Source organism: Nocardioides cavernae, assembly GCF_016907475.1.
Taxonomy (GTDB): Bacteria; Actinomycetota; Actinomycetes; order Propionibacteriales; family Nocardioidaceae; genus Nocardioides; species Nocardioides cavernae.
Genome location: NZ_JAFBCA010000001.1, coordinates 2748330 through 2768893, shown reverse-complemented (window position 1 = coordinate 2768893; position 20564 = coordinate 2748330). Strand labels below are relative to the sequence as shown.

General features: G+C 71.9%; 24 protein-coding genes. 4 read left to right on the top strand and 20 right to left on the bottom strand.

All coding sequences use genetic code 11. The features are described 5' to 3' along the window. The first annotated feature begins 114 nt into the window (after positions 1 to 114). A complete protein-coding gene (locus tag JOD65_RS13060; protein WP_191197185.1) occupies positions 115 to 318 on the top strand; it encodes an acetone carboxylase in 204 nt (67 codons plus the stop codon). A 232-nt stretch (positions 319 to 550) separates the two neighbouring features. Here JOD65_RS13060 and moaA read toward each other — a convergent pair whose 3' ends face one another. Then, positions 551 to 1540 (bottom strand): GTP 3',8-cyclase MoaA, encoded by a 990-nt coding sequence (gene moaA, locus JOD65_RS13055; RefSeq protein ID WP_191197186.1) that lies wholly within the window; start codon positions 1538 to 1540, stop codon positions 551 to 553. Positions 1541 to 1610: 70 nt separating this feature from the next. On the opposite strand from moaA, the gene JOD65_RS13050 reads away from it, so the two are divergent. Next, positions 1611 to 2519 carry an SURF1 family cytochrome oxidase biogenesis protein gene (locus JOD65_RS13050; RefSeq protein WP_191197187.1) on the top strand — a complete coding sequence of 303 codons (909 nt, stop codon included), beginning with the start codon at positions 1611 to 1613 and terminating at the stop codon, positions 2517 to 2519. On the opposite strand, the gene JOD65_RS13045 is transcribed toward JOD65_RS13050, so the two are convergent. From JOD65_RS13045 to JOD65_RS13025, 5 genes are all read right to left on the bottom strand, one after another. Further along, positions 2463 to 3233 carry an SDR family oxidoreductase gene (locus JOD65_RS13045; protein ID WP_191197188.1) on the bottom strand — a complete coding sequence of 257 codons (771 nt, stop codon included), beginning with the start codon at positions 3231 to 3233 and terminating at the stop codon, positions 2463 to 2465. The two genes, JOD65_RS13050 and JOD65_RS13045, sit on opposite strands and share 57 nt — an antisense overlap. 22 nt (positions 3234 to 3255) lie before the next feature. Then, complete coding sequence (locus JOD65_RS13040; RefSeq protein ID WP_191197189.1) at positions 3256 to 5145, bottom strand: ABC transporter ATP-binding protein; 1890 nt, start codon at positions 5143 to 5145, stop codon at positions 3256 to 3258. A 110-nt stretch (positions 5146 to 5255) separates the two neighbouring features. Then, positions 5256 to 5798: a hypothetical protein gene (locus JOD65_RS13035; protein ID WP_191197190.1), complete on the bottom strand. Its 543-nt coding sequence runs from the start codon at positions 5796 to 5798 to the stop codon at positions 5256 to 5258. A 17-nt stretch (positions 5799 to 5815) separates the two neighbouring features. After that, on the bottom strand, positions 5816 to 6601 hold the full coding sequence (locus JOD65_RS13030) for an enoyl-CoA hydratase/isomerase family protein (protein WP_191197191.1): 786 nt from the start codon (positions 6599 to 6601) through the stop codon (positions 5816 to 5818). Between the two features lie 30 nt (positions 6602 to 6631). Further along, on the bottom strand, positions 6632 to 8230 hold the full coding sequence (locus JOD65_RS13025) for an ABC-F family ATP-binding cassette domain-containing protein (RefSeq protein WP_191197192.1): 1599 nt from the start codon (positions 8228 to 8230) through the stop codon (positions 6632 to 6634). A 110-nt stretch (positions 8231 to 8340) separates the two neighbouring features. Here JOD65_RS13025 and ypfJ point away from each other — a divergent pair, with 110 nt between their 5' ends. Beyond that, entirely contained in the window at positions 8341 to 9279 is a 939-nt protein-coding gene (ypfJ, locus tag JOD65_RS13020) for a KPN_02809 family neutral zinc metallopeptidase (RefSeq protein ID WP_191197193.1), read from the top strand. Between the two features lie 23 nt (positions 9280 to 9302). On the opposite strand, the gene JOD65_RS13015 is transcribed toward ypfJ, so the two are convergent. Genes JOD65_RS13015 through JOD65_RS13000 form a run of 4 tightly spaced genes read right to left on the bottom strand, consistent with a single transcriptional unit; the run spans position 9303 to position 13316 of the window. Then, positions 9303 to 10211 carry a phosphotransferase gene (locus tag JOD65_RS13015; RefSeq protein WP_191197194.1) on the bottom strand — a complete coding sequence of 303 codons (909 nt, stop codon included), beginning with the start codon at positions 10209 to 10211 and terminating at the stop codon, positions 9303 to 9305. A 10-nt stretch (positions 10212 to 10221) separates the two neighbouring features. After that, on the bottom strand, positions 10222 to 11787 hold the full coding sequence (locus JOD65_RS13010) for an ABC transporter permease (RefSeq protein WP_191197195.1): 1566 nt from the start codon (positions 11785 to 11787) through the stop codon (positions 10222 to 10224). After that, positions 11784 to 12674 (bottom strand): ABC transporter ATP-binding protein, encoded by an 891-nt coding sequence (locus JOD65_RS13005; protein ID WP_191197196.1) that lies wholly within the window; start codon positions 12672 to 12674, stop codon positions 11784 to 11786. Before JOD65_RS13005 ends, JOD65_RS13010 begins: the two co-directional genes overlap by 4 nt. Positions 12675 to 12710: 36 nt before the next feature. Further along, a complete protein-coding gene (locus tag JOD65_RS13000; protein WP_191197197.1) occupies positions 12711 to 13316 on the bottom strand; it encodes an acVLRF1 family peptidyl-tRNA hydrolase in 606 nt (201 codons plus the stop codon). Positions 13317 to 13378: 62 nt separating this feature from the next. On the opposite strand from JOD65_RS13000, the gene JOD65_RS12995 reads away from it, so the two are divergent. Next, on the top strand, positions 13379 to 13837 hold the full coding sequence (locus tag JOD65_RS12995; protein WP_191197198.1) for a hypothetical protein: 459 nt from the start codon (positions 13379 to 13381) through the stop codon (positions 13835 to 13837). Between the two features lie 37 nt (positions 13838 to 13874). Here JOD65_RS12995 and JOD65_RS12990 read toward each other — a convergent pair whose 3' ends face one another. From JOD65_RS12990 to JOD65_RS12945, 10 genes are all read right to left on the bottom strand, one after another. Continuing rightward, the gene (locus JOD65_RS12990) at positions 13875 to 14117 is read right to left on the bottom strand and encodes a helix-turn-helix transcriptional regulator (protein ID WP_191197199.1); all 243 of its coding nucleotides are present in this window, start codon (positions 14115 to 14117) and stop codon (positions 13875 to 13877) included. Then, positions 14114 to 14983, bottom strand: coding sequence for an ABC transporter permease (locus tag JOD65_RS12985; protein ID WP_191197200.1), 870 nt, complete (start codon positions 14981 to 14983; stop codon positions 14114 to 14116). The genes JOD65_RS12990 and JOD65_RS12985 overlap by 4 nt, the downstream gene beginning before the upstream one ends. Further along, positions 14983 to 15909 (bottom strand): ABC transporter ATP-binding protein, encoded by a 927-nt coding sequence (locus JOD65_RS12980; protein WP_307821147.1) that lies wholly within the window; start codon positions 15907 to 15909, stop codon positions 14983 to 14985. The genes JOD65_RS12985 and JOD65_RS12980 overlap by 1 nt, the downstream gene beginning before the upstream one ends. 68 nt (positions 15910 to 15977) lie before the next feature. Beyond that, positions 15978 to 16523: an NYN domain-containing protein gene (locus tag JOD65_RS12975; RefSeq protein ID WP_191197201.1), complete on the bottom strand. Its 546-nt coding sequence runs from the start codon at positions 16521 to 16523 to the stop codon at positions 15978 to 15980. Positions 16524 to 16554: 31 nt separating this feature from the next. Continuing rightward, the gene (locus JOD65_RS12970) at positions 16555 to 16953 is read right to left on the bottom strand and encodes an ASCH domain-containing protein (RefSeq protein ID WP_191197202.1); all 399 of its coding nucleotides are present in this window, start codon (positions 16951 to 16953) and stop codon (positions 16555 to 16557) included. A gap of 17 nt (positions 16954 to 16970) precedes the next feature. After that, positions 16971 to 17753, bottom strand: coding sequence for an aminoglycoside adenylyltransferase domain-containing protein (locus tag JOD65_RS24045; RefSeq protein ID WP_191197203.1), 783 nt, complete (start codon positions 17751 to 17753; stop codon positions 16971 to 16973). Positions 17754 to 17877: 124 nt separating this feature from the next. Beyond that, the gene (locus tag JOD65_RS12960) at positions 17878 to 18297 is read right to left on the bottom strand and encodes a hypothetical protein (RefSeq protein ID WP_191197204.1); all 420 of its coding nucleotides are present in this window, start codon (positions 18295 to 18297) and stop codon (positions 17878 to 17880) included. A 187-nt stretch (positions 18298 to 18484) separates the two neighbouring features. After that, a complete protein-coding gene (locus JOD65_RS12955; protein ID WP_191197205.1) occupies positions 18485 to 18859 on the bottom strand; it encodes a metal-sulfur cluster assembly factor in 375 nt (124 codons plus the stop codon). Beyond that, positions 18856 to 19311 (bottom strand): Fe-S cluster assembly sulfur transfer protein SufU, encoded by a 456-nt coding sequence (sufU, locus tag JOD65_RS12950; protein WP_191197206.1) that lies wholly within the window; start codon positions 19309 to 19311, stop codon positions 18856 to 18858. The genes JOD65_RS12955 and sufU overlap by 4 nt, the downstream gene beginning before the upstream one ends. Next, a complete protein-coding gene (locus JOD65_RS12945) occupies positions 19308 to 20546 on the bottom strand; it encodes a cysteine desulfurase (RefSeq protein WP_191197207.1) in 1239 nt (412 codons plus the stop codon). The genes sufU and JOD65_RS12945 overlap by 4 nt, the downstream gene beginning before the upstream one ends. Between the last annotated feature and the right edge of the window lie 18 nt (positions 20547 to 20564).

Genomic DNA, 20564 nt, shown 5'->3' with positions numbered 1-20564 from the left:
CCCCCGTCTGCGTATGCATCGAGGTGCCGGACAGCTTCCCCCCGTGGCTGTCCGGCACTTCTCATGTCCGGGCCGCCCGCGTGCGGCGCGGAGGCCCCAGCCGGAAGGACGCCGATGGACCTCGACCGTGACATCTGCTCGGCCAAGGGCTGCCAGGCCGACGCCGTGTGGGACCTCCAGTGGAACAACCCGAAGATCCACACCCCCGAGCGCCGCAAGTCCTGGCTCGCCTGCGACGAGCACCGGGCCTCGCTCTCGGACTTCCTCGGTGCGCGCGGGTTCCTGAAGGACGTCGTCCCGCACGCTCCCGCGGGCTGACGTACGCCTGTCCGCCACCCCCGGGCGTGGTTCCGCGAAGGTGGCGGCAGATTGCAGCTCCTGGACCCCCCGATCCGCAGAGTGCCGCCACCCCCGGATGGGCTGTGGCGACTGAGGTGGCCGCTCGGCCCCGAGCCAAGTTCGACGCGCTCGCGCGACTTCGTACCTCAGCCGTGTCGCTTGCTCATTCCGGGTCCCCACGCCACCTGCTCGTTTCAGCGCAGGCGGCAGGTCACCCGCCGATCGCGGACATCGGGCGGTCGGGCTGGAGGAAGGTCTCGTCGTCGATGCCGTGGCCGGCACGCTTGCCGCGCATGGCGATGACCCACCGCTCGGCAATCTCCTCGTCGTCGGCGTCGGAGCGCAGCGCCGTACGGAGGTCGGACTCCTCGCGGGCGAAGAGGCAGTTGCGCACCTGGCCGTCGGCGGTGAGCCGGACGCGGTCGCAGTCGCCGCAGAACGGGCGAGTGACCGAGGCGATGATCCCGACGGTCGCCGGCCCGCCGTCGACGTCGAAGAGCTCGGCCGGGGCGCTGCCCCGGGGCTCGCCGTGGGGCGTCAGGGTGAACTCGGCGGCGAGGGCCTGGTGGATCTCGTCGGCGGTGACCATCGACTCGCGGCTCCAGCCGTGCTGGGCGTCGAGCGGCATCTGCTCGATGAACCGGAGCTCGTAGTCCTGCGCGATGCTCCAGCGGAGCAGCTCGGCCGCCTGGTCGTCGTTGGTGCCGCGCAGCAGGACGGCGTTGAGCTTGATCGGCCCGAGCCCCGCGGCCCTGGCGGCCTCGAGGCCGGCCACGACGTCCTTGAGCCGGTCGCGACGCGTGATGGTCGCGAAGGTCTCCGGTCGCACCGAGTCGATGCTGGCGTTGATCCGGTCGAGGCCGGCGTCGGCGAGGGCCTGCGCGGTGCGCGAGAGCCCGAGGGCGTTGGTGGTGAGCGACGTCTCGACGCCGAGCGCGTGCGTACGGCCCACGATGTCGACCAGTCCCCGGCGCAGCAGCGGCTCGCCGCCGGTGAACCGCACCTCGCGGATGCCGAGCCGCTCCACGCCGATCGTGATCAGCCGGACGACCTCGTCGTCGGTCAGTGTCTCCTCGGTGGGTAGCCAGTCGAGTCCCTCGGCCGGCATGCAGTAGTTGCACCGGAGGTTGCACCGGTCGGTCAGCGAGACCCGAAGGTCCGTGGCCACGCGGCCGAAGCGGTCCGCCAGGGGTGTCGTCACGATCACAAGTCTAACGACGGGTGCCGCACCACCCGCCGGATGCTCAGGACGGGACGGATAACCTCGCCGGGTGCACAAGCTGCGGTTCCTGGTCTCACGCCGCTGGATCGCCTTCGCGCTGGTGGTCGTCTTCCTGGCGTGGGTCGCGTGGCGGCTCGGCGAGTGGCAGTTCCACCGGCTCGCCGACCGGCAGGAACGCAACGAGATCATCCAGCGCAACGAGAAGGCCGGCGCCGACCCGGTCGCCGACGTGCTGGCCCCCGGCCGGGCTGTCGCCGCGGCCGACGAGTGGCGCATCGTCGAGGCCACGGGGACGTACGCCGTCGAGGACACCGTGGTCGTCCGCTACCGCACCCGCGACGGTGCCGCCGGCGTCGACGTCGTCGTCCCGCTCGAGCTCGACGACGGTACGAGCCTGCTGGTCGACCGCGGCTGGTTCGCCACCGACAACCGTGGAGCCACGACCGCCGACGTACCCGCACCGCCGGACGGGGAGGTCGACGTCACCGGCTGGGTACGCCGTGACGCCGAGGGCGACAGCACCGAGGTCACCGACCAGTCCACCCGCGCCGTCGACAGCGCGCGCATCGGCGAGGCGCTGGACCGCGAGGTGCTCAGCGGCTGGGTCGACCTGCGTTCGGAGTCGCCCGAGCCCGCGACCCCGCTGCAGCCGGTCGAGCTCCCGGAGCTCGACAACGGGCCGCACTTCTTCTACGGGCTCCAGTGGTGGTTCTTCGGCGCCCTGGCGATCTTCGGCTTCTTCTACCTCATCTACGACGAGTGGCGCGGCGGCCGCGGCCCTTGGGGCAACCAGGAGTCCCCCGCGCCCGAGCCGACCCGCGCCGGCAGGGCGGAGCCGGCCCGACCGCGACGCCGTACGTGGCGCGAGCGGCTGGACTCGGGGGACGACCAACGGGACGACTCAGAGGGCGCGGAGGAGTCCGCCGTCGACCGGGAGCATCACGCCCGTCAGGAATGACGCCGCCGGCGACAGCACGAAGGCGGCGACCGCGCCGAACTCCTGCGGCCTGCCGTAGCGCCCCAGGGGGATGGACGCCTCCGCGGCACGGCGCGCTGCCTCCGGGTCGCCGGTCGAGGCGTCCAGCTCCGCGACCCGTTCGGTGGCGATCCGGCCGGGCAGGAGCCCGTTGACCCGTACGCCGCGCGGGCCCAGCTCGTCGGCCAGGGTCTTGGCGACCATCGCGAGACCGGGACGCAGCCCGTTGGAGATCGCCATCTCCGGCAGCGGCGCGCGCACGCTCGAGGAGAGCACCAGGCCCAGCGATCCCCCTTCGGGCAGCGCGGTGCCGAGCTCGCGTGCGAGGCGGACGGCGCCGAGGAAGACGGACTCGAAGGCGGCGCTCCACTGGTCGTCGGAGATCGCGGTGACCGGGCCCTTCGGTGGCCCGCCGACGCTGATCAGGGCTCCGTCCACCCGACCGAACGCCTCGTCCGCCGCAGCGAGCAGCCGCCCTGGGGCCTCGCGGTCTGCGTTGTCGGCCACGATGCCGACCGCCGACCGGCGCCCCGCTAGCTCGTCGAGCGCGTCGGTGGCCTCGTCGAGCGACTCCTGGGAGCGCCCGGAGAGCACGACGCGGGCCCCCTCGGCGACCAGCACGTCGGCGGTCGCGCGACCGAGCCCACGGGCCCCGCCGGTGACGATGAAGACTCGATCGGTCAGCTGCAGGTCCATTTTCCCGACCATAGCCGTGGGGTCAGCCGGGGACGACCTCGGACCGCTCCTCGCGGAATTGCGTGGCGTGGAGCGTCGCGTAGAGCCCGCCGGCGGCGAGCAGCTCGGCGTGGGTGCCCTGCTGCACGACGCGGCCGTCGTCGAGGACGAGGATGAGGTCGGCGTTGCGCACCGTGGAGAGCCGGTGCGCGATCACCAGCGACGTACGTCCCTCGAGAGCGGCATCGAGCGCCTGCTGGACCGCGGCCTCGGACTCGCTGTCGAGGTGGGCGGTGGCCTCGTCGAGCACCACGATGGCCGGCGCCTTGAGCAGGAGCCGGGCGATCGCGAGCCGCTGCCGCTCTCCCCCGCTGAGCCGGTAGCCCCGGTCGCCCACGACCGTGTCGAGGCCGTCGGGCAGCGACCGCACCAGCGCCGCGATCTGCGCGGCCTCGAGCGCGCCCCAGACGTCGGCCTCGGACGCGGAAGGCCGGGCGTAGAGCAGGTTGGCGCGGATGGTGTCGTGGAACATGTGCGCGTCCTGGGTGACGTAGCCGACGACGTCCTCCAGCGACTGGAGGGTGACGTCGCGGACGTCGTGGCCGCCGACGCGCACCGCACCGGACTCGACGTCGTAGAGCCGGGCGACGAGGTGCGTGACCGTGGTCTTGCCGGCTCCGGACGGACCGACGAGGGCGACCATCTGGCCAGGCGCGGCGGTGAAGGTGACCTCGTGCAGCACCTGCCCGGTGTCACGCGACTCGGTGCGGGCGACGGTCTCGAGCGAGGCGAGCGAGATCTCGTCGGCGCGCGGGTAGGTGAACGCGACGTGGTCGAACTCGAGGCGGGAGGCCGACGGTGCCAGGACGACGGCGTCGGGCTTCTCCTGGATGAGGGACGGCAGGTCGAGGACCTCGAAGACCCGGTCGAAGCTGACCAGCGCGGTCATCACGTCGATGCGGACGTTGGAGAGGCCCTGCAGCGGGCCGAGCAGGCGGGTCAGCAGGACGCCGAGGGCGACGATGGTGCCGACGGACAGGTCGCCCCGGATGGCCAACCAGCCGCCGATGCCGTAGACGAGCGCGGTCGCCAGCGACGGCACGAGCGTCATCGCGGCGAAGAAGATGCGGGTGAGCAGGGAGATCCGGATGCCGAGGTCGCGCACCACCGCGGCCTTCTCGGCGTAGGCGACGTCCTCGGCCTCGCGGCGCCCGAAGAGCTTGAGGAGCATCGCGCCGCCGACGTTGAACCGCTCGGTCATGGCGTTGCCGAGGTCGGCGTTGCCGTCCATCTGCTGGCGGGAGAGGCTGGCGAGGCGGTCGCCCACCACGCGCGAGGCGAGGAGCAGGATCGGGAAGAGCGCGACGCACAGCAGCGTGACCGGCCAGCTGAGGAAGAGCATCGTCACACCCACGACGACGGCCGCGATGATGTTGGAGACGGTGCCCTGCAGCGTGGAGGTGAACGCCCGCTGCGCACCGATGACGTCGTTGTTGAGGCGGCTGACGAGCGCGCCGGTCTGCGTACGCGTGAAGAAGGCGAGCGACTGCCGCTGCACGTGGGCGAAGACGCGGGTGCGGAGGTCGTAGATCAGCCCCTCGCCGATGCGGCTCGACAGCCAGCCCGTGATCAGCCCGAAGCCGGCGTCGACGACGGCGACCACCGCCACCAGGACGGCGAGCCACACCACGAGCGAGGTGTTGCCGGCCTGCACACCGTCGTCGATGATCGCCTTCAGCAGCAGCGGCGGGGCGACGACGAGCGCCGCGTCGACCACCGTCACGGCCAGGAACGCCTCGATCAGCCGACGGTGCGGGCGCGCGAAACCGAGCACCCGGCGCAGCGTGCGCCGCTCGATCTTGTTGTCGACGACGCTCCGGTCACTGCGCAGGTGTCGCCACGGCGGGCCACCTGCGCCCGGTCCCATCGACATGCATGCTCCTTCGTTGCTCACCGTCCCAACCGTCGCCGGCGGGTGATTGTTCCTCCCTGCGGGCGCAAGCGGTCACCTGGGAGGTCACCGGAGAGGTCACCGGCGGGCGATCAGCCCATCCCGCACATCCACCAGCCGTCGCCGAAGTTGACCGGGGCCTGGCACAGCATCCCGGCCATGTCGGCGCCAGCCGGCGAGCCACTTCTTGAGTAGAAGTAGCCACCGCCGTCGTCGGGCATCCCGTACCACTGCGGGAAGAACAGGGCACCCTCCTTGTCGACGACGCGGCCGTCCACGGTGAGCCAGCGCCACTGGAGCGGCAGGTCGGTGCCGTAATAGCCGTTCCCGGCACCCGACGACTCCGCTGCTGCCCCATACGCCAGACGGTGGGTCTGGAACCACAGCTTCGGAGCCACGGACACCCAGTTGAGCAGCGGCACCGCGAGCACGAGGGTGAGCATCGCGGCGACCGTCCCCACCCGGTCTCCGAGCGGTCGGAGCAGGGCGCGGCAGCCGGCCGCCAGTGCGAGCCAGAGGGCGACGGACAGGGCCAAGGAGATGTAGGTGCCGCCGAACAACAGCGGGACGAACGCGCTCGCCACGCCGACCGCCCAGAGCGCCACCACGCCGAGGACCCGCACGACCGTAATCACGCGACCCAGTGTGCCGGTCAGCCCGCGAAGGCGGCGGCGAGCGCGCGGAACCGGCGTACCTGCGCCTCCCGCTCCAGGCGCCGCTGCTCGTCGAGGTCGCGGTCGGCCGCGCCCTGGAGCAGCGTCTTGGTCTCGGTGACGACACCCGGCATCGGCGACACCAGCGCGGCAACAAGGTCGGCGACGGCGGCGTCGAGCCCGGCCGCCGGCACACAGGTCGTGGCGAGGCCGATCCGTGCGGCCTCCTCCCCTGTCACGACGCGGGCGGTCGCGCAGATCTCCAGCGCCCGGGCGTAGCCGACGTGCTCGACCAACGGCTTGGTGCCGGTGAGGTCAGGCACCAGGCCGAGGGCCGACTCCTTCATCGAGAACTTGGCGTCGTCGGCGACCACCCGGAGGTCGCACGACAGGGCGAGCTGGAAGCCGGCACCGATGGCGTGGCCGCGCACCTTGGCGATCGAGACGAAGCGCGGGTCGCGCAGCCACGTGAAGCCGCGCTGGAACTCCTCGATCCGGGCCGAGGCGTCCTCGTCGCTCAGCGCCAGCAGCCCGAGCACCGTGCCCTCCCCCGCGTTGGCCGGGTCGAGCATCGCGCGGTCGAGGCCGGCCGAGAAGGTGTCGCCCTCCCCCGTGACCACCACGACGCGTACGTCGTCGGGCAGCGAGGCGCCGAGCTCGCCGAGCGCCAGCCACATGGCCGGGGTCTGCGCGTTGCGCACCTCGGGACGGTCCAGGGTGATCGTGGCGACGGCGCCGTCCACGTCGAGGCGGAGGCCGACCGCGGCGAGCTCTTCGGGAGTCATGCCGAGCAGGTTACTACTCGTGAGTAACCCTCAGGTCAGGGACACCAGGTCGGCGTAGTCCTCGTTCCAGAGGTCCTCGTCGCCGTCGGGCAGCAGCAGCACCCGGTCGGGGTCGAGGGCCCGCACCGCGCCCTCGTCGTGGGTGACGAGGATGATCGCGCCGGTGTAGCTGCGGATCGCGTGGAGCACCTCCTCGCGGGAGGCGGGGTCGAGGTTGTTGGTGGGCTCGTCGAGCAGCAGCACGTTGGCGCTCGAGACCACGAGGATCGCGAGGGCGAGCCGGGTCTTCTCGCCACCGGACAGCACGCCGGCCGGCTTGTGGGCGTCGTCGCCGGAGAAGAGGAAGGACCCGAGCACCGAGCGGGCCTGGGTGTCGGTGAGCTCGGGCGCGGCGCTGTGCATGTTCTCCAGCACGGTGCGGTTGACGTCAAGCGTCTCGTGCTCCTGGGCGTAGTAGCCCATCTTGAGCCCGTAGCCCGGAACGACCTCGCCGGTGTCGGGCTGGTCGACGCCGGCGAGGATCCGCAGCATCGTCGTCTTGCCCGCGCCGTTGAGGCCGAGGATGACGACCCGGCTCCCCCGGTCGATCGCCAGGTCGACGGCGGTGAAGACCTCCAGCGAGCCGTAGGACTTCGACAGCTCGGAGCCCATGAGGGGCGTCTTGCCGCACGGCGCGGGCTCCGGGAAGGCGATGCGCGCCACCTTGTCGGCCTGACGCTCCGTCTCGATGCCGGCCATCATCTTCTCGGCCCGCTTGAGCATCGACTGCGCGGCCTGCGCCTTCGTCGCCTTCGCCCGCATCTTGTTGGCCTGGTCGGTGAGCACCTTGGCCTTGTTCTCGGCGTTCATGCGCTCGCGCTTGCGGCGCTTCTCGTCGTCCTCGCGCTGGGTCAGGTAGTTGTGCCAGCCCATGTTGTAGACGTCGATGACGGCGCGGTTGGCGTCGAGGTGGAAGACCTTGTTGACCGTCGCCTCGAGCAACGCGTTGTCGTGGCTGATGACCACGAAGCCGCCGCGGTGCGCCTTGAGGAAGTCGCGCAGCCAGACGATGGAGTCGGCGTCGAGGTGGTTGGTGGGCTCGTCGAGCAGCATGATCTCGGCGCCCGAGAACAGGATCCGGGCGAGCTCGACGCGGCGTCGCTGGCCACCGGACAGGGTGCCGATCGGCTGGGCGAGGATGCGCTCCTCGATGCCGAGGGCGGCAGCCATCTGCGCCGCCTCGGACTCGGCGGCGTACCCGCCACCGGCGTGGAGCTCGGCGTCGGCGCGCGTCCACCGCTTCATGCCGCGCTCGTGGATCTTGGGGTCCTCGTCGGCCATGTCGACCTCGGCCTCGCGCAGGCGTCGTACGACGTCGTCGAGGCCGCGCGCCGAGAGGATCCGGTCGCGGGCGATCACCGCCGGGTCGCCGACCCGGGGGTCCTGCGGCAGGTAGCCGACCTCACCGCTGCGGAGGACCTGGCCGTCGGCCGGGGTTCCCTCGCCGGCGAGGATGCGGGTGAGGGTCGTCTTGCCGGCACCGTTGCGCCCCACGAGGCCGACCTTGTCGCCTGCGGCGATGCGGAAGGTGACGTCCTCCATGAGGAGCCGCGCGCCGGCTCTGACCTCGAGCTTCTGGGCGGTGATCATCTCGGGCGACATCCTACGAAGGGGTGGAGGCGGGAGCCCCATCGGCGACGCACGCGCTACTGTGCGCAGAGGTCGGTTCGACCCCCATGACCTGCGGAAAGGCACCATCCATGCGCTTCAACCCCAAGGCCGACATCAGCGGCGGTCGCGTCCGTGACGCGGGCGGCAGCGGTGGCGGTGGAGGCGGCGGGATGCGGATCCCGCTGCCGGGTGGCACCCGCGCCGGCGGTGGCATCGGGGGGCTGATCATCATCATCCTGTTCGTCGTGCTCACCCAGTGCATGGGCGGCGGCCTCCCCGGCGGCGGTGGCGGCACCAGCACGCAGGGCCAGGGCCAGGGCGAGCCCGACGGCATCGACACCGGGGACGAGCGCTACGCCAACTGCAAGACGGGCGCCGACGCGAACACCGACGCCGACTGCGCCCGCAAGGCCGTGGCGCTGTCGCTCGAGCAGTACTGGGCGACGACGCTGCCGGAGCAGGCCGGCACCGAGTTCACCCCCGCGAACATCAAGACCTTCGCCGGCGCCGTCTCTACCGGGTGCGGCGAGGCGTCGTCCCAGGTGGGCCCCTTCTACTGCCCGCCGGACCAGCAGATCTACCTCGACACCACGTTCTTCGCCGACGTCCTCGAGGGACAGCTCGGCGGCCAGGGCGGCGACTTCGTCGAGCCCTACGTCCTCGGCCACGAGTACGGCCACCACATCCAGAACCTGATGGGCACGATGGGCCAGGTCCGTACCCAGAAGGGCGCCGACTCCGACGCCGTACGCCTCGAGCTGCAGGCCGACTGCTACGCCGGCATGTGGACCCGCGACGCCAGCGACGGCGACGGCATCCTCCAGGGCCTCGACGAGGGCGACATCACCGAGGCGCTCGACTCGGCGAAGGCCGTCGGCGACGACCGGATCCAGCAGAAGTCCGGCCAGGGCGTCGACCCCGAGGGCTGGACCCACGGCTCGTCGGAGCAGCGGATGGCATGGTTCACCCGCGGCTACCAGGAAGGCACCCTCCAGGCGTGCGACACCTTCTCGGCCTCATCGCTCTGACCGGGTCGCTCTGACCCGGCCGGTCAGCGGTCGCTGAGGAGCGCCTCGATCTGACCGACCTGGCGCTGCATGGAGCGGATGTACGGCGCCACGCTCGGGTGGCGGAACTTGCCGGCCAGCGCGCCCTCGCCGTCCGCGACCCGGGCCAGCGCCCAGTCGAGCCGGGTCAGGGCGGTGTAGACGGCCATCACGCGAGCACCGGTCACCACGTCCTCGGGGCTCGCGAGCCCGGCGGGCAGCGCGGCGACGTACGCCTCCACGAGGGGCTCGACGTCCTCACGGCTCGCCAGCGACAGGTAGCCGAGGTCGGCGCCGACCGGGCCCCGGCCGAGGTGGGCCCAGTCGATCGCGACGGCACCGTCCCCGTGCCGTCCCGGGATGTTGGCGGCCGACGGGTCGCCGTGCTGGGCCACGTGTGGCAGGCCGTCGCAGCGGTCCAGCCACGCCTCGCGGCGCGTCCACAGGTGATCGGCGATGTCGGCCATGGGCGTGCGGGCGAGGGTGCGCCACCCGCCGCGCCGCTCGACCAGGCGGAGCCGGCTGCGCAGCTGGTCGCGCGCCAGCCACGGGTGCTCCCCCAGGTCGACGGCGGCGAAGCGTCCGAGGCAGGCAGCCAGCCACAGGCCCGGCGGGTCATCGGTCTCGACCCGTTCGTGGACCAGGGTGATGCCCTCGTCGTCCTCGTCGACGCGCACCACGGGCGCCTCCCGCAGGCCCGGTGCGTCGGCCACCACCCCGCTGAGCGCGACGTCAGCAGCGCGTCGCCAGTAGTTGACGTCACCCGGGACGAGGACCCCGGGCGCGTCCTGCGGCTCGGGCCGGCGGAGCCGTTTGACGACGACGTCGTGGCCGTGGTGGGTGGCCGACCAGACGCCGACGGTGGCCGGACCTGCGCCCGGGAGGCGCTGCCAACCCGGCTCCGGCTGCCACATGGACGTGACGCTAGCCGATGTCACGGGCGCGGTAGCGCCACCAGGCGAGCGACACGAGGGCTGATGCCAGCAGGGTCAGGAGCAGCTCGGGACGCCAGTCGAAGGCCTCGGACGGGTACTTCGGCACGTGGTGGAAGGGCGAGAGGCCGAGGACCCAGCCCGGGAGCTCGAGTCCTGCCCCGACCTGCCCGAGGGTGACGAACACCGCGAGCACCGCCCAGCCGGCGACGGCCCAGCGGCTGCGCACCGACAGCAGCAGCAGCGCGACGCCGAGCACGACCCACACCGCCGGCGCCTGGGCCAGCGCAGCCCAGACCGCTCCCAGTCCGCGTCCCCAGCCGATGGCCGTCGCGGTGCCGGAGACCAGCAGGAGCCACGTGCTGCCGAGGATCGCGGCCGACGACACGGCCACCAGCAGCCCGGCGCGGGAGGTGGCCGTGGCGAGCACGGTCTCGGTGCGGCCGTCGTGCTCGTCGCCGGCGGCGCGCGTCACGGCGGAGATGCCGAAGCAGGTGATCACCACAGCGATCACCGACGCCAGCGCGAACACCAGCGCATCCTGGATCCCACCGATCCCGCCCATCGCCTCGATGATCGGGCGCGTGGTCTCGGTGTCGAGCAGGTCGCCGATGTTGGGCACGATCGACCCCATCAGGACGCCCATCACGCCGATGCCGACCGTCCAGCCGGCCAGCGCGGTGCCCTGCTGCCGCCAGACCAGGGCAAGGGCGTCGCGGAGCCGTGGGGCTCCCTCCGCGGGACCGGCGCGGTCCGGCAGCAGGCCGGCCCCGAGGTCGCGTCGTCGCCGCAACGCCACGCCGGCCGCCGTCAGCGCGCCTGCGAGCAGCGGGTAGGCCACCAGCAGCCAGGTGCGCGGCTCGGACCAGGCACTGAGCTGCGTCCCCCAGCCGAACGGCGTCAGCCACGACAACCACCCGGCGGACGTGTCGCCGATCGCGCGCAGGAGGTAGAGGACCCCGACGGCGCCCGAGGCCACGAAGCCGACGGTCCGGGCGCTGCTCGACAGCTGGGCGGCGAGGACGGCGATCCCCGCGCCCACCAGACCGATGCCGGTCCAGGATGCCGCGAAGAGCACGGAGCCGGTGACGGGCAGCCCTGACGCGATGTTGCCCGCGGCCACCAGCACGCCCAGCACGACCGAGGCGAGCACCGCCTCAGCGAGTGCGGCCGCGAGCGGGGCGCCGACGCCCACCGCGGTCGCGCCGACCAGCTCCGCGCGTCCGGTCTCCTCCTCGACGCGCGTGTGGCGGCGTACGAGGACCACGGACATGAAGGCGACGAACACGGCGTAGAGCACGGTCATCTTGGTCATCGACAGCTCGCCGAGGCTGGAGGTGTCGAGGATCGGTCCGTAGAGCGCGACGATCGCGGGGCTGGCGTTGAGCGCCTCGGCCGCGGCCACCCGCTCCGCCGTCGTGGCGTAGAGGGGACCCGTGGCCGCCGCGCTGGCCACCACGGTCGCCGTGAGCACCAGCACCCATGCCGGTAGCAGGATGCGGTCACGGCGCATCGCGAACCTCAGGAGCAGGCCGGTGCCGCGAAGCCGGTCGCTCACGGCGAGGTCCGGTAGGCGTCGAGGAACAGCTCCTCGAGGGTGGGCGGTGAGCTGGTCAGCGAGACGACGCCGGCGTGGTGGAGGGCGTTCAGGAGCGGCGGCAGTCCGGCGGGGTCGACCGAGGCGGAGACGACGCGTCCGTCGACCGCGACGTCGTGCACGCCGTCCAGTCCCGCGAGGTCGGGGACGGGACCGGAGATCTCGGCCCGGACCCGGTTGCGCCGAAGGTGGCGCAGCTCGTCGAGCGACCCCGACTCGACGGTCCGCCCGCTGCGGATGATCGTCACCCGGTTCGCCAGCCGCTCGACCTCGCTGAGGATGTGGCTCGAGAGCAGGACGGTCGTGCCCGCGGCCTTGTGCTCGGCGAGGCACTCGTTGAAGACCTGCTCCATCAGCGGGTCCAGGCCGGAGGTGGGCTCGTCGAGGATCAGCAGGTCGGTGGGCGCGGCGAAAGCAGCGACGAGAGCGACCTTCTGCCGGTTGCCCTTGGAATAGGCACGCCCCTTCTTCGTGGGGTCCAGCTCGAACCGCTCCAGCAGGTCGTTGCGGCGAGTCGAGCGCGGGTCGAGGTCACGCATCCGCAGGAGCAGGTCGATGGTCTCGCCGCCGGACAGGTTGGGCCAGACACTGACGTCACCGGGCACGTAGGCGAGGCGTCGGTGGATGTCGGTGGCGTCGCGCCACGGGTCCAGCCCGAACACCGAGGCGGTGCCGCCGTTGCTGCGCAGCAGCCCGAGCAGCACCCGGATCGTGGTGGACTTGCCCGCTCCGTTGGGTCCGAGGAAGCCGTGCACCTCGCCGGGCGCGACGTCGAGGTCGAGGCCGTCGAGGGCCCGAGCACTGCCGAAGCTCTTGACGAGGCCACGAACCTCGATGGTGCTGCTCACGACCGCAACCGTACGACGTCAGAGCCCCGGAGTGCGTCAGGCGTTGGTCACGTCGACGGCGAGCGCCTGCGCGTCCAGGATCGCCTTGTCCAGCACCGCCCGCCGCGGGTCGGGCACCGCCAGCCAGGGGTCCACGACCGTGACCGACGACAGCCGTTGGTCGGTCAGCACGGCGTCGACGGCCGTGTGGTCGCCGCCGGTGACGACGAGGCGTACGCCGCCGAGGATCCGCGCCGCGTGGTCGGCGGCCGCCTCGTAGGCCTGCCGGGCCTGGTTGTCCCGACGCCGGGCGAAGCGCTGCTGGCTCTGGCCCCCCGCCTTGGTGCGCCCCTGCACGTGCCGCTGGCCGATCTTGTGCTCGACCAGGGTGGAACCGCCCATCCGTGCGACGGCGAAGCCGCCCTTGCGCACGAGCAGCACGCCCCACTCCCCCCGCGCCTCGGCTGCGGCCGCGAAGTCGCCGGCATCGGGCGGGCCGTCGTACGCACCAGCGAAGGGAAGCCGAGCCGTGAAGTGGGAGCCGTCGACCGCCGCGCCGCGGAGCTCTCCGTCGACGACCGCGAGGTCCGCACCGCCGTGGCCGGTGGCGAAGTTGGCGACCCACCGCTCCCAGCGCGCGGCGGGGACCAGGACGGACGGCACGGGTCCGACCCTATGCCGAGGGGGTGTGCCGATGGGGCGGCGTCGCGGACTAGCGTGCGCCGATGGAGCCGTGGTGGTGGTGCGTGGGCGCGTGCATCGTCGCTTTCCTCTGGACCGTCTACCTCGATGTGCGTCACCACTCGGAGCAACGCCTCGCATCGTGGTGGGTGGCGCGGACCCGGACACTGGGTGGGTGGACGGGCCCGGTCTCGCTGCTCGTCTCCACGGCAGCACTGGCGTGCTTCTCGGCCGCGGCGTGGGCTGCCGTCCGCACGGCCGGCGCCATGGGGCACCACCTGTGGGCCCTGGCCGTTGTCGGGCCGGCGGTCCTGGCGTACGCGCCCCTGGTCATGGCGACAGCGCCGACCCAGGCCAGCGCCTACCGTCCGTGGCGCGCGGAGCTCAGCGATGCCGGGGCCGACCCGCACCAGCAACGCGCGATCGCCTGGTGGGCCGGCCTTCCCTCGCTGCTCGGCGTCCTCGCCATCGCGATGGCGTTGTGGTCGGCCCTCGCGCCCTGAGACGCCTCGACCAGGAGGATCGAGGATCCCCACCCAGTCAGGCTTCGCGGCCCGTCTGGTCGCTGACGCGTGGGAACGGAGCCAGCGAGAACACCGCCTCGACGGGCACGCCGAAGAACGCGGCGATCCGGAGCGCGAGGTCGAGGCTGGGGCTGTTCTCGCCGCGCTCGAGGTAGCCCACGGTCTGGTAGTGCACACCGAGGGCGTCCGCCAGCTGCCGTCGCGAGACTCCCTGCTCGGCACGGAGCAGCACGATCCGGTTGTGCACGGTGTCGCTCACTTGACCCACTGCGTCGCCGCTTCGCGGGCCGCTGCGACCGTCGACCCGGACTGGCGCCGCGCCATGCGGCGCAGGAGCGCCGGCGCGACGACGGCGCCGACGATCGCCCAGGCACCCAGGACGACCACGGTCTGCCAGGTGCGCCAGGAGCCGGCGATCTCCGCGGCGACATAGCTGTCGGGCAGGAACGCTGAGCGCATCCCGAGGCCCAGCCAGTACATCGGGAACACCTGCGCCACCACCTGCACCCAGCCCCAGAGCGCCTGCACGGGGTAGAAGATGCCGGAGATGCCGGCGAGCGCCATGACCGGCAGCATCCCCCACATGCCGACCTTCTGCACCCCGGGCACGACCGCGCCGATCATCATGCCGATGGGAAGCAGGGCGAGCAGGCCCAGGACCGTCACCCACCCGACGGTGAACCAGCCGCTGGGGTGCGACATGAGGTCCTCGAAGAGCAGGAAGCTCGGGACGAGGACGGCGATCGTCTGCGGGACGAGGCTGGCGGAGTGGAACAGCAGCTGTCCGGAGAAGTAGCCCGTGAGGCCGTTGGGCACCGCCTTGGCGCGCAGGAGCGTGCCGTCCTCCTTCTCCATCGCCAGGCTGTAGGCCGGCCCGATCACCAGGCCGAACGCGATGAGCCCGGCCAGGATGCTGGGCAGGGCCACCGACGGCAGCAGGAGTCCCGTGTCGTCGACCGGGGTGTCACGTCGCAGGTAGAGGTAACCGACCGCGAGGAACGCCGTGAAGAGGTAGAACCACTGGTCCTGCGAGCTCCGCAGGCTCAGCATGAACTCGGTCCACCCGCGGTGCAGCCCGAGGCGTACGGCGCGCAGCACGGCGGGCCCGCCGGAGGTCGTGGACATCAGACCACCTCCCTGAAGACGCGGACGGCCTCGTCGGACCGGCCGGCCTCGTGCCGTTGCACCAGGTCGAGGTAGGCGTCCTCGAGGCTGGCGCGCCGGACCTCGAGGTCGACCACCGGTTCGCCCGGCTCGTTGAGCAGTCGGCGTACGAAGTCGGAGGCGTCGTCGGTCGAGTGCACGAAGCGCTCACCGCCGCGCGACCACTTCACCTCCACCTCCAGCGCGGCCCGGAGGGCGAGGCGCTCGGCGGTGTCGTCGGCGACGATGCGGCCGCCGGCCAGGATGAGGACCCGGTCGGCCAGCTTCTCCGCCTCGTCGAGGTCGTGCGTCGTCAGCAGGATGGTGGTGTGCTCGAGGTCGGCGAGGCGGTGCACCACCTGGTGGAACTCGCGACGCGCCTGCGGGTCGAAGCCTGCGGTCGGCTCGTCGAGGAAGAGCAGCTCGGGCCGGCCGACGATCCCCATCGCCACGTCCAGCCGGCGCCGCTGGCCGCCCGAGAACGTCGCGATCTTCTGGTCGGCCAGGTCGACGAGGCCGACGACGTCGAGGAGCTCCTCGGTCGGCACCGGGCGCTGGCGGTCGGCCGTCGAGTAGGCCGCGTAGTAGCCGCCCACCTGGTCGAGCAGCGCGCGTGGCGTCCATCGGGCGTGGTCGCGCCACGACTGCAGCACCACGCCGGTGCGGGCGCGCCACGCCTCGCTGGCCCGGGCCGGGTCCTCCCCCAGCACCTGGACCGCACCTGCCGACCGCTCGCGGAACCCCTCGAGGATCTCGATGGTGGTGGTCTTGCCGGCGCCGTTGGGACCGAGCAGGCACACCACCTCGCCGGCGTCGATCGAGAAGTCGACCCCGGTCAGCACGTCCTTGTCGCCGTAGCGCATGCGCAGGTCGCGGACGTCGATGACGGCTCCGGTCGGCGTGCTCACACTGGAAATGTAGTCCGAGTGCTATCGCTGTAGCAAGAGTGCTACATGGGACTTTTCTCGGCCCGGCCTCAGAGGAAGTCGAGCGGGTCGAACTCGTCGATCGGGATCACGCGCGTGCGCGGGAGCGGCGAGTTGAAGGCGCCGAGGTCGTACTCGAGGTCGAAGATCCGCAGGCCCGGCAGGTTGCGGAACTGCGAGTTGACGAACTCGGTGAACCCGATCACGCCGACCTGGCGGCTGCCGTCGCACAGTGCCGAGACCTGGTCGACGAAGTCGCCGTCGTGGCTGACCAGCACCACGTCGGCCTCGCGGTGGACGAGCGCCTCGGCGGTGCGCTGGATGGCGATGTCGACGATCTTGCCCTCACCGCTGAGCGGGATCGGCTTGAAGCCGATCGCGAGCAGGGCCTGGACGAAGCTGGTGGGCAGCTCGGTCGTGGCCGCGAGGAAGAACAGCCCGGAGACGTCCTGGTCGAACGCCCGCTCGGCCCACTCCAGGAGCCGGTCCCACCGCGGCCGCTCCTCCGGACGCGGACGTCGGCCCAGGATCGAGGTGCCCAGGGTGGCGTCGATGTTCTCCCCGTCGACGAGGAGGTAGGTCATCCGCTCAGCCATGCGAGGACTCTCCCACACGCGGATGGGCGGCTCAGGGCTGGTAGACGACCTTGAACGACTCGGTCACGTCGTCGCCGGTGACGCTCACGTCGCTGACCTCGACGAGCGCGCGCGGTCGGCCGGAGCCGTCGCAGAGGATGGACAGGACACCGGGCTGCGGGAGGTCGCCGGCGTAGTCGGCCACCGCGGCGGTCGTGCTCCCCCGCTCGTCGACGAGCACGGTCTCGACGTAGGCGTCGGACTCCGTCGCCGACTCGCCGTACGCCCACGCCGGAGGCGGCACGGACTCCAGCGTCGTCGGCCCGAAGTAGGTCGGTGCGGCGTTGAGCTTGGCGTGGAAGCGGGCGAGGTCCCAGAAGACCCGCAGCTCCTCGTGGTCGAACTCGACCTCGGACAACTCGACGGCGCTGGGGTCGACCTCGGGATCCATGACCGAAGGGTAGCCAGTCAGGCCACAGCAGCGACGTACGCCGCGAAGTCCCGCGCGGCCTCCATCGAGCCCGGCCGCGGCGGCGCCTGCGGATCGAGACCGAGGTCGCGGTCGGCGAGCACCTGCTGCAGCAGCGGCCGCCAGCCGGGGTCGCCGTGCACCATCACCCACCGCAGCGCGTCGCGCTTGCTGGCCACCTCGCCGGTGCGGATCGTGTAGAGGCTGCGGCTGGCCTGCACGACGAGGTAGCGCTGGCACCACGCGATGCTCGGCGGGCACCAGCCCAGGACGTCGTCGGTGAGCGTCGCGAGTCCCGCCCGGGCGCTGTCGCGGAGCACGTCGTCGGGGACGGGTTCCATCAGCTGCACCGGGCAGGGGCCGACGAGCGTGATGCCGTGCTCGCGCAGGACCCACCGGGTCCACGGCTGGTTGCAGTGCTCCGACCACGCCATGACGTCGGAGCCGTGGTCGACGTAGAGCCACTCCCGGCCCAGCCCGGCCACGGTGGCGAGGTCGCCGGCGACGGCGTACGAGCCCTCGAGATGGCCGTGCCAGAAGCCGTCGCGGTGGGGCAGGTCGGCGTGGAGCCGCCGCAGCGCGGCCTCCTGCTCCACGTCGGGCCGCTCCCGCACCACGACGATGAAGTCGCAGTCGCTGTGGAGGTCACCCGCCCCGAGCGCGAACGACCCCTGCAGGTAGGCGCCGACGAACGACTCGCCGAGCGCCTCCTGGGCGCCCGTCACGAGGTCGTGCAGCACGCCGTTGAGCTCGGCGTAGCGCGTGGGGTGGGGGTTGAGCACGGATGGAGTGTGCGCCTCGACATTGCCGCTCCGCCACGGAATATCGGGCGGTGCGTGAGCCACGTTCCGCGCGGTGAAAAGGTGGCCGGCGCACCGCCCGGTCCGGCTCGCCCGGCCGCGAGGCTCAGGCCTTGCCAGCCAGCATCCTCGCCGTGTCCCCCGTGGTGCGCTCGCGCCACACGACGCGCAGCTTGGCGTCGTCGCGGCGTACCTTCACCGCCACCCGCTTCACGCAGTCACCGGTCGTGTTGCGGGTGATGACCTCGGCGAAGCGGTACCAGCCGTTGGAGCGACCCCGGTAGCGCCACACGCCGTAGCAGCCACCGGAGGCGACCCGACCGCGCAGCTCGCCGTTGCGCTTGACGATGCGGACCCGGGCGGAGTAGCCGGCGTCGGCGCCCTTGTCGCCGAACACCTGACCCTTCCAGGTGCCGGTGACGGCGGTGCCGGCCTCGGCGGGGGCGGCCGTTGCCGTCGGCGCGAGGACGGAGGCGGGGACGAGGAGCGCGACGGTGGTCAGCGCTGTGGGCACGAAGCGGTTCACGCGATACCCCCTGCAGAGGACGGCCCCGCCCGGTGCGGGGCCATCTCGGCAACGTAGACCCGCTGTCCCGCCCGGGACAGGGCTGCTTCCCCCCTACGGAGGGGTGCGGACGTACGACGTCATGGCCGCTGGCCGTCTGCGCGACCACCCACCATGACGTCCCGGCCTTGGTGGCGGGTGACCGACCTCAGACGTTGAAGCCGAGCGCCCGGAGCTGCTCGCGGCCGTCGTCGGTGATCTTGTCCGGGCCCCACGGGGGCATCCAGACCCAGTTGATGGCGACGTCGCCGACGAGGCCCTCGAGGGCCGACTCGGTCTGGTCGGTGATCACGTCGGTCAGCGGGCAGGCCGCCGAGGTGAGCGTCATGTCGAGGACGGCGTTGCTGTGCTCGTCGAGGTGCACGCCGTAGACGAGGCCGAGGTCGACGACGTTGATCCCGAGCTCGGGGTCGACGACGTCCTTCATCGCCTCGGTCACGTCGTCGACGGTCACCGTCGCCGTGCCTCCGCCCTGCCCGGCCTCGGGCACGTCGGGGAGGTCGCCGTGGTCGATGTCGGTCATGAGAGGGCTCCTTCTGATTGGGCCTGGGCGGTCGCGTCCTTCCACGCCATCCAGGAGAGCAGCGCGCACTTCACGCGCGCAGGGAACTTGGCGACACCGGCGAACGCGATGCCGTCCTCGAGGACGTCCTCGTCAGGCTCCACCTGTCCCTTGCCCTGCATGAGCTCGAGGAAGGTCTGGTGGATCTGCATCGCCTGGTCGACGGGCTTGCCGATCACGAGGTCGGTCAGCACGGACGCCGACGCCTGGGAGATGGAGCAGCCCACGGAGTCGTAGGACACGTCCTCCACCACGCCGTCGGACAGGTGGACGCGCAGCGTCACCTCGTCGCCGCAGGTCGGGTTGACGTGGTGCACCTCGGACTCGAACGGGTCGCGCAGGCCCTTGTGGTGCGGGTTCTTGTAGTGGTCCAGGATGATCTCCTGGTAGAGCGCGTCGAGGTCGGTGCTCATCCGTCCACCTTGAAGTAGCTGCGGGTGTGGTGGAGGCCCTCGACCAGCGCGTCGATCTCCGCCGGCGTCGTGTAGAGGTAGGACGACATCCGGCTCGAGCTCTGCACGCCGAAGCGGGCGTGCGCCGGCTTGGCGCAGTGGTGGCCGGCACGGATCGCGATGCCGCGCGAGTCGAGGACCTGCGCGATGTCGTGCGGGTGGACACCTGCGAGCTCGAAGGAGATCGCCCCACCGCGCTGCGCGGCGTCGAGCGGGCCGAGGACCGTGAGGCCCGGCACCGACTGCAGGCCCTCGAGGGCGTACGCCGTGATCGCCTGCTCGTGGCGGTGGATCGCGTCGAGACCGATGTGGCCGAGGTAGACGACCGCTGCGCCCAGGCCGACGGCCTCGACGATCGGCGGGGTGCCGGCCTCGAAGCGGTGCGGCACCTTGGCGTACGTCGACCGCGCCATGGTCACGGTCTCGATCATCTCGCCGCCGCCGTGGAAGGGAGGCAGCTCGTTGAGGAGCTCCTCACGACCCCACAGGACGCCGATCCCCGTCGGGCCCGTCACCTTGTGGCCGGTGAAGACCAGGAAGTCGCACCCCGTCGCCTGTACGTCGACCGGGAGCTGCGGCGCTGCCTGCGAGGCGTCGATGACCGACAGGGCGCCGACGGACTTCGCGCGGGCGACGAGGTCGGTGACCGGGTTGATCGTGCCGAGCATGTTGGACACCCAGGTGAACGCGACGACCTTGGTGTGCTCGTCGACCAACTGGTCGGCGTTGGACAGGTCGAGGTGGCCGTCGTCGGTGAGCCCGAACCAGCGCAGCTCGGCGCCCGAGCGCTCGCAGGCCAGCTGCCACGACACGATGTTGGAGTGGTGCTCCATCTCGGTGATGACGACGTTGTCGCCGGGACCGAGGTCGATCGTGCGGGCCAGCAGGTTGAGCGCCTCGGTGGCGTTCTTGGTGAAGATCACCTCGTTGCGCGACGGCGCGTTGAGGAAGCTCGCCACCTGGTCGCGCGCAGCCTCGTAGGCCTCCGTCGACTCCGCGCCGAGCTGGTGCATGGCGCGGGCGACGTTGGCGTTGTGCCGCTCGAGGTGGTCGACCATCGTGTCGATGACGACCTGCGGCTTCTGCGAGGTGTTGGCGCTGTCGAGGTAGACCAGCGGCACTCCGCCCGCGAGCGTGCGCTCGAGGATCGGGAAGTCCTTGCGGATCACGTCGAGATCCGGGAGCAGTCCTTCCATCGTGGTCTCCTTCGAAGT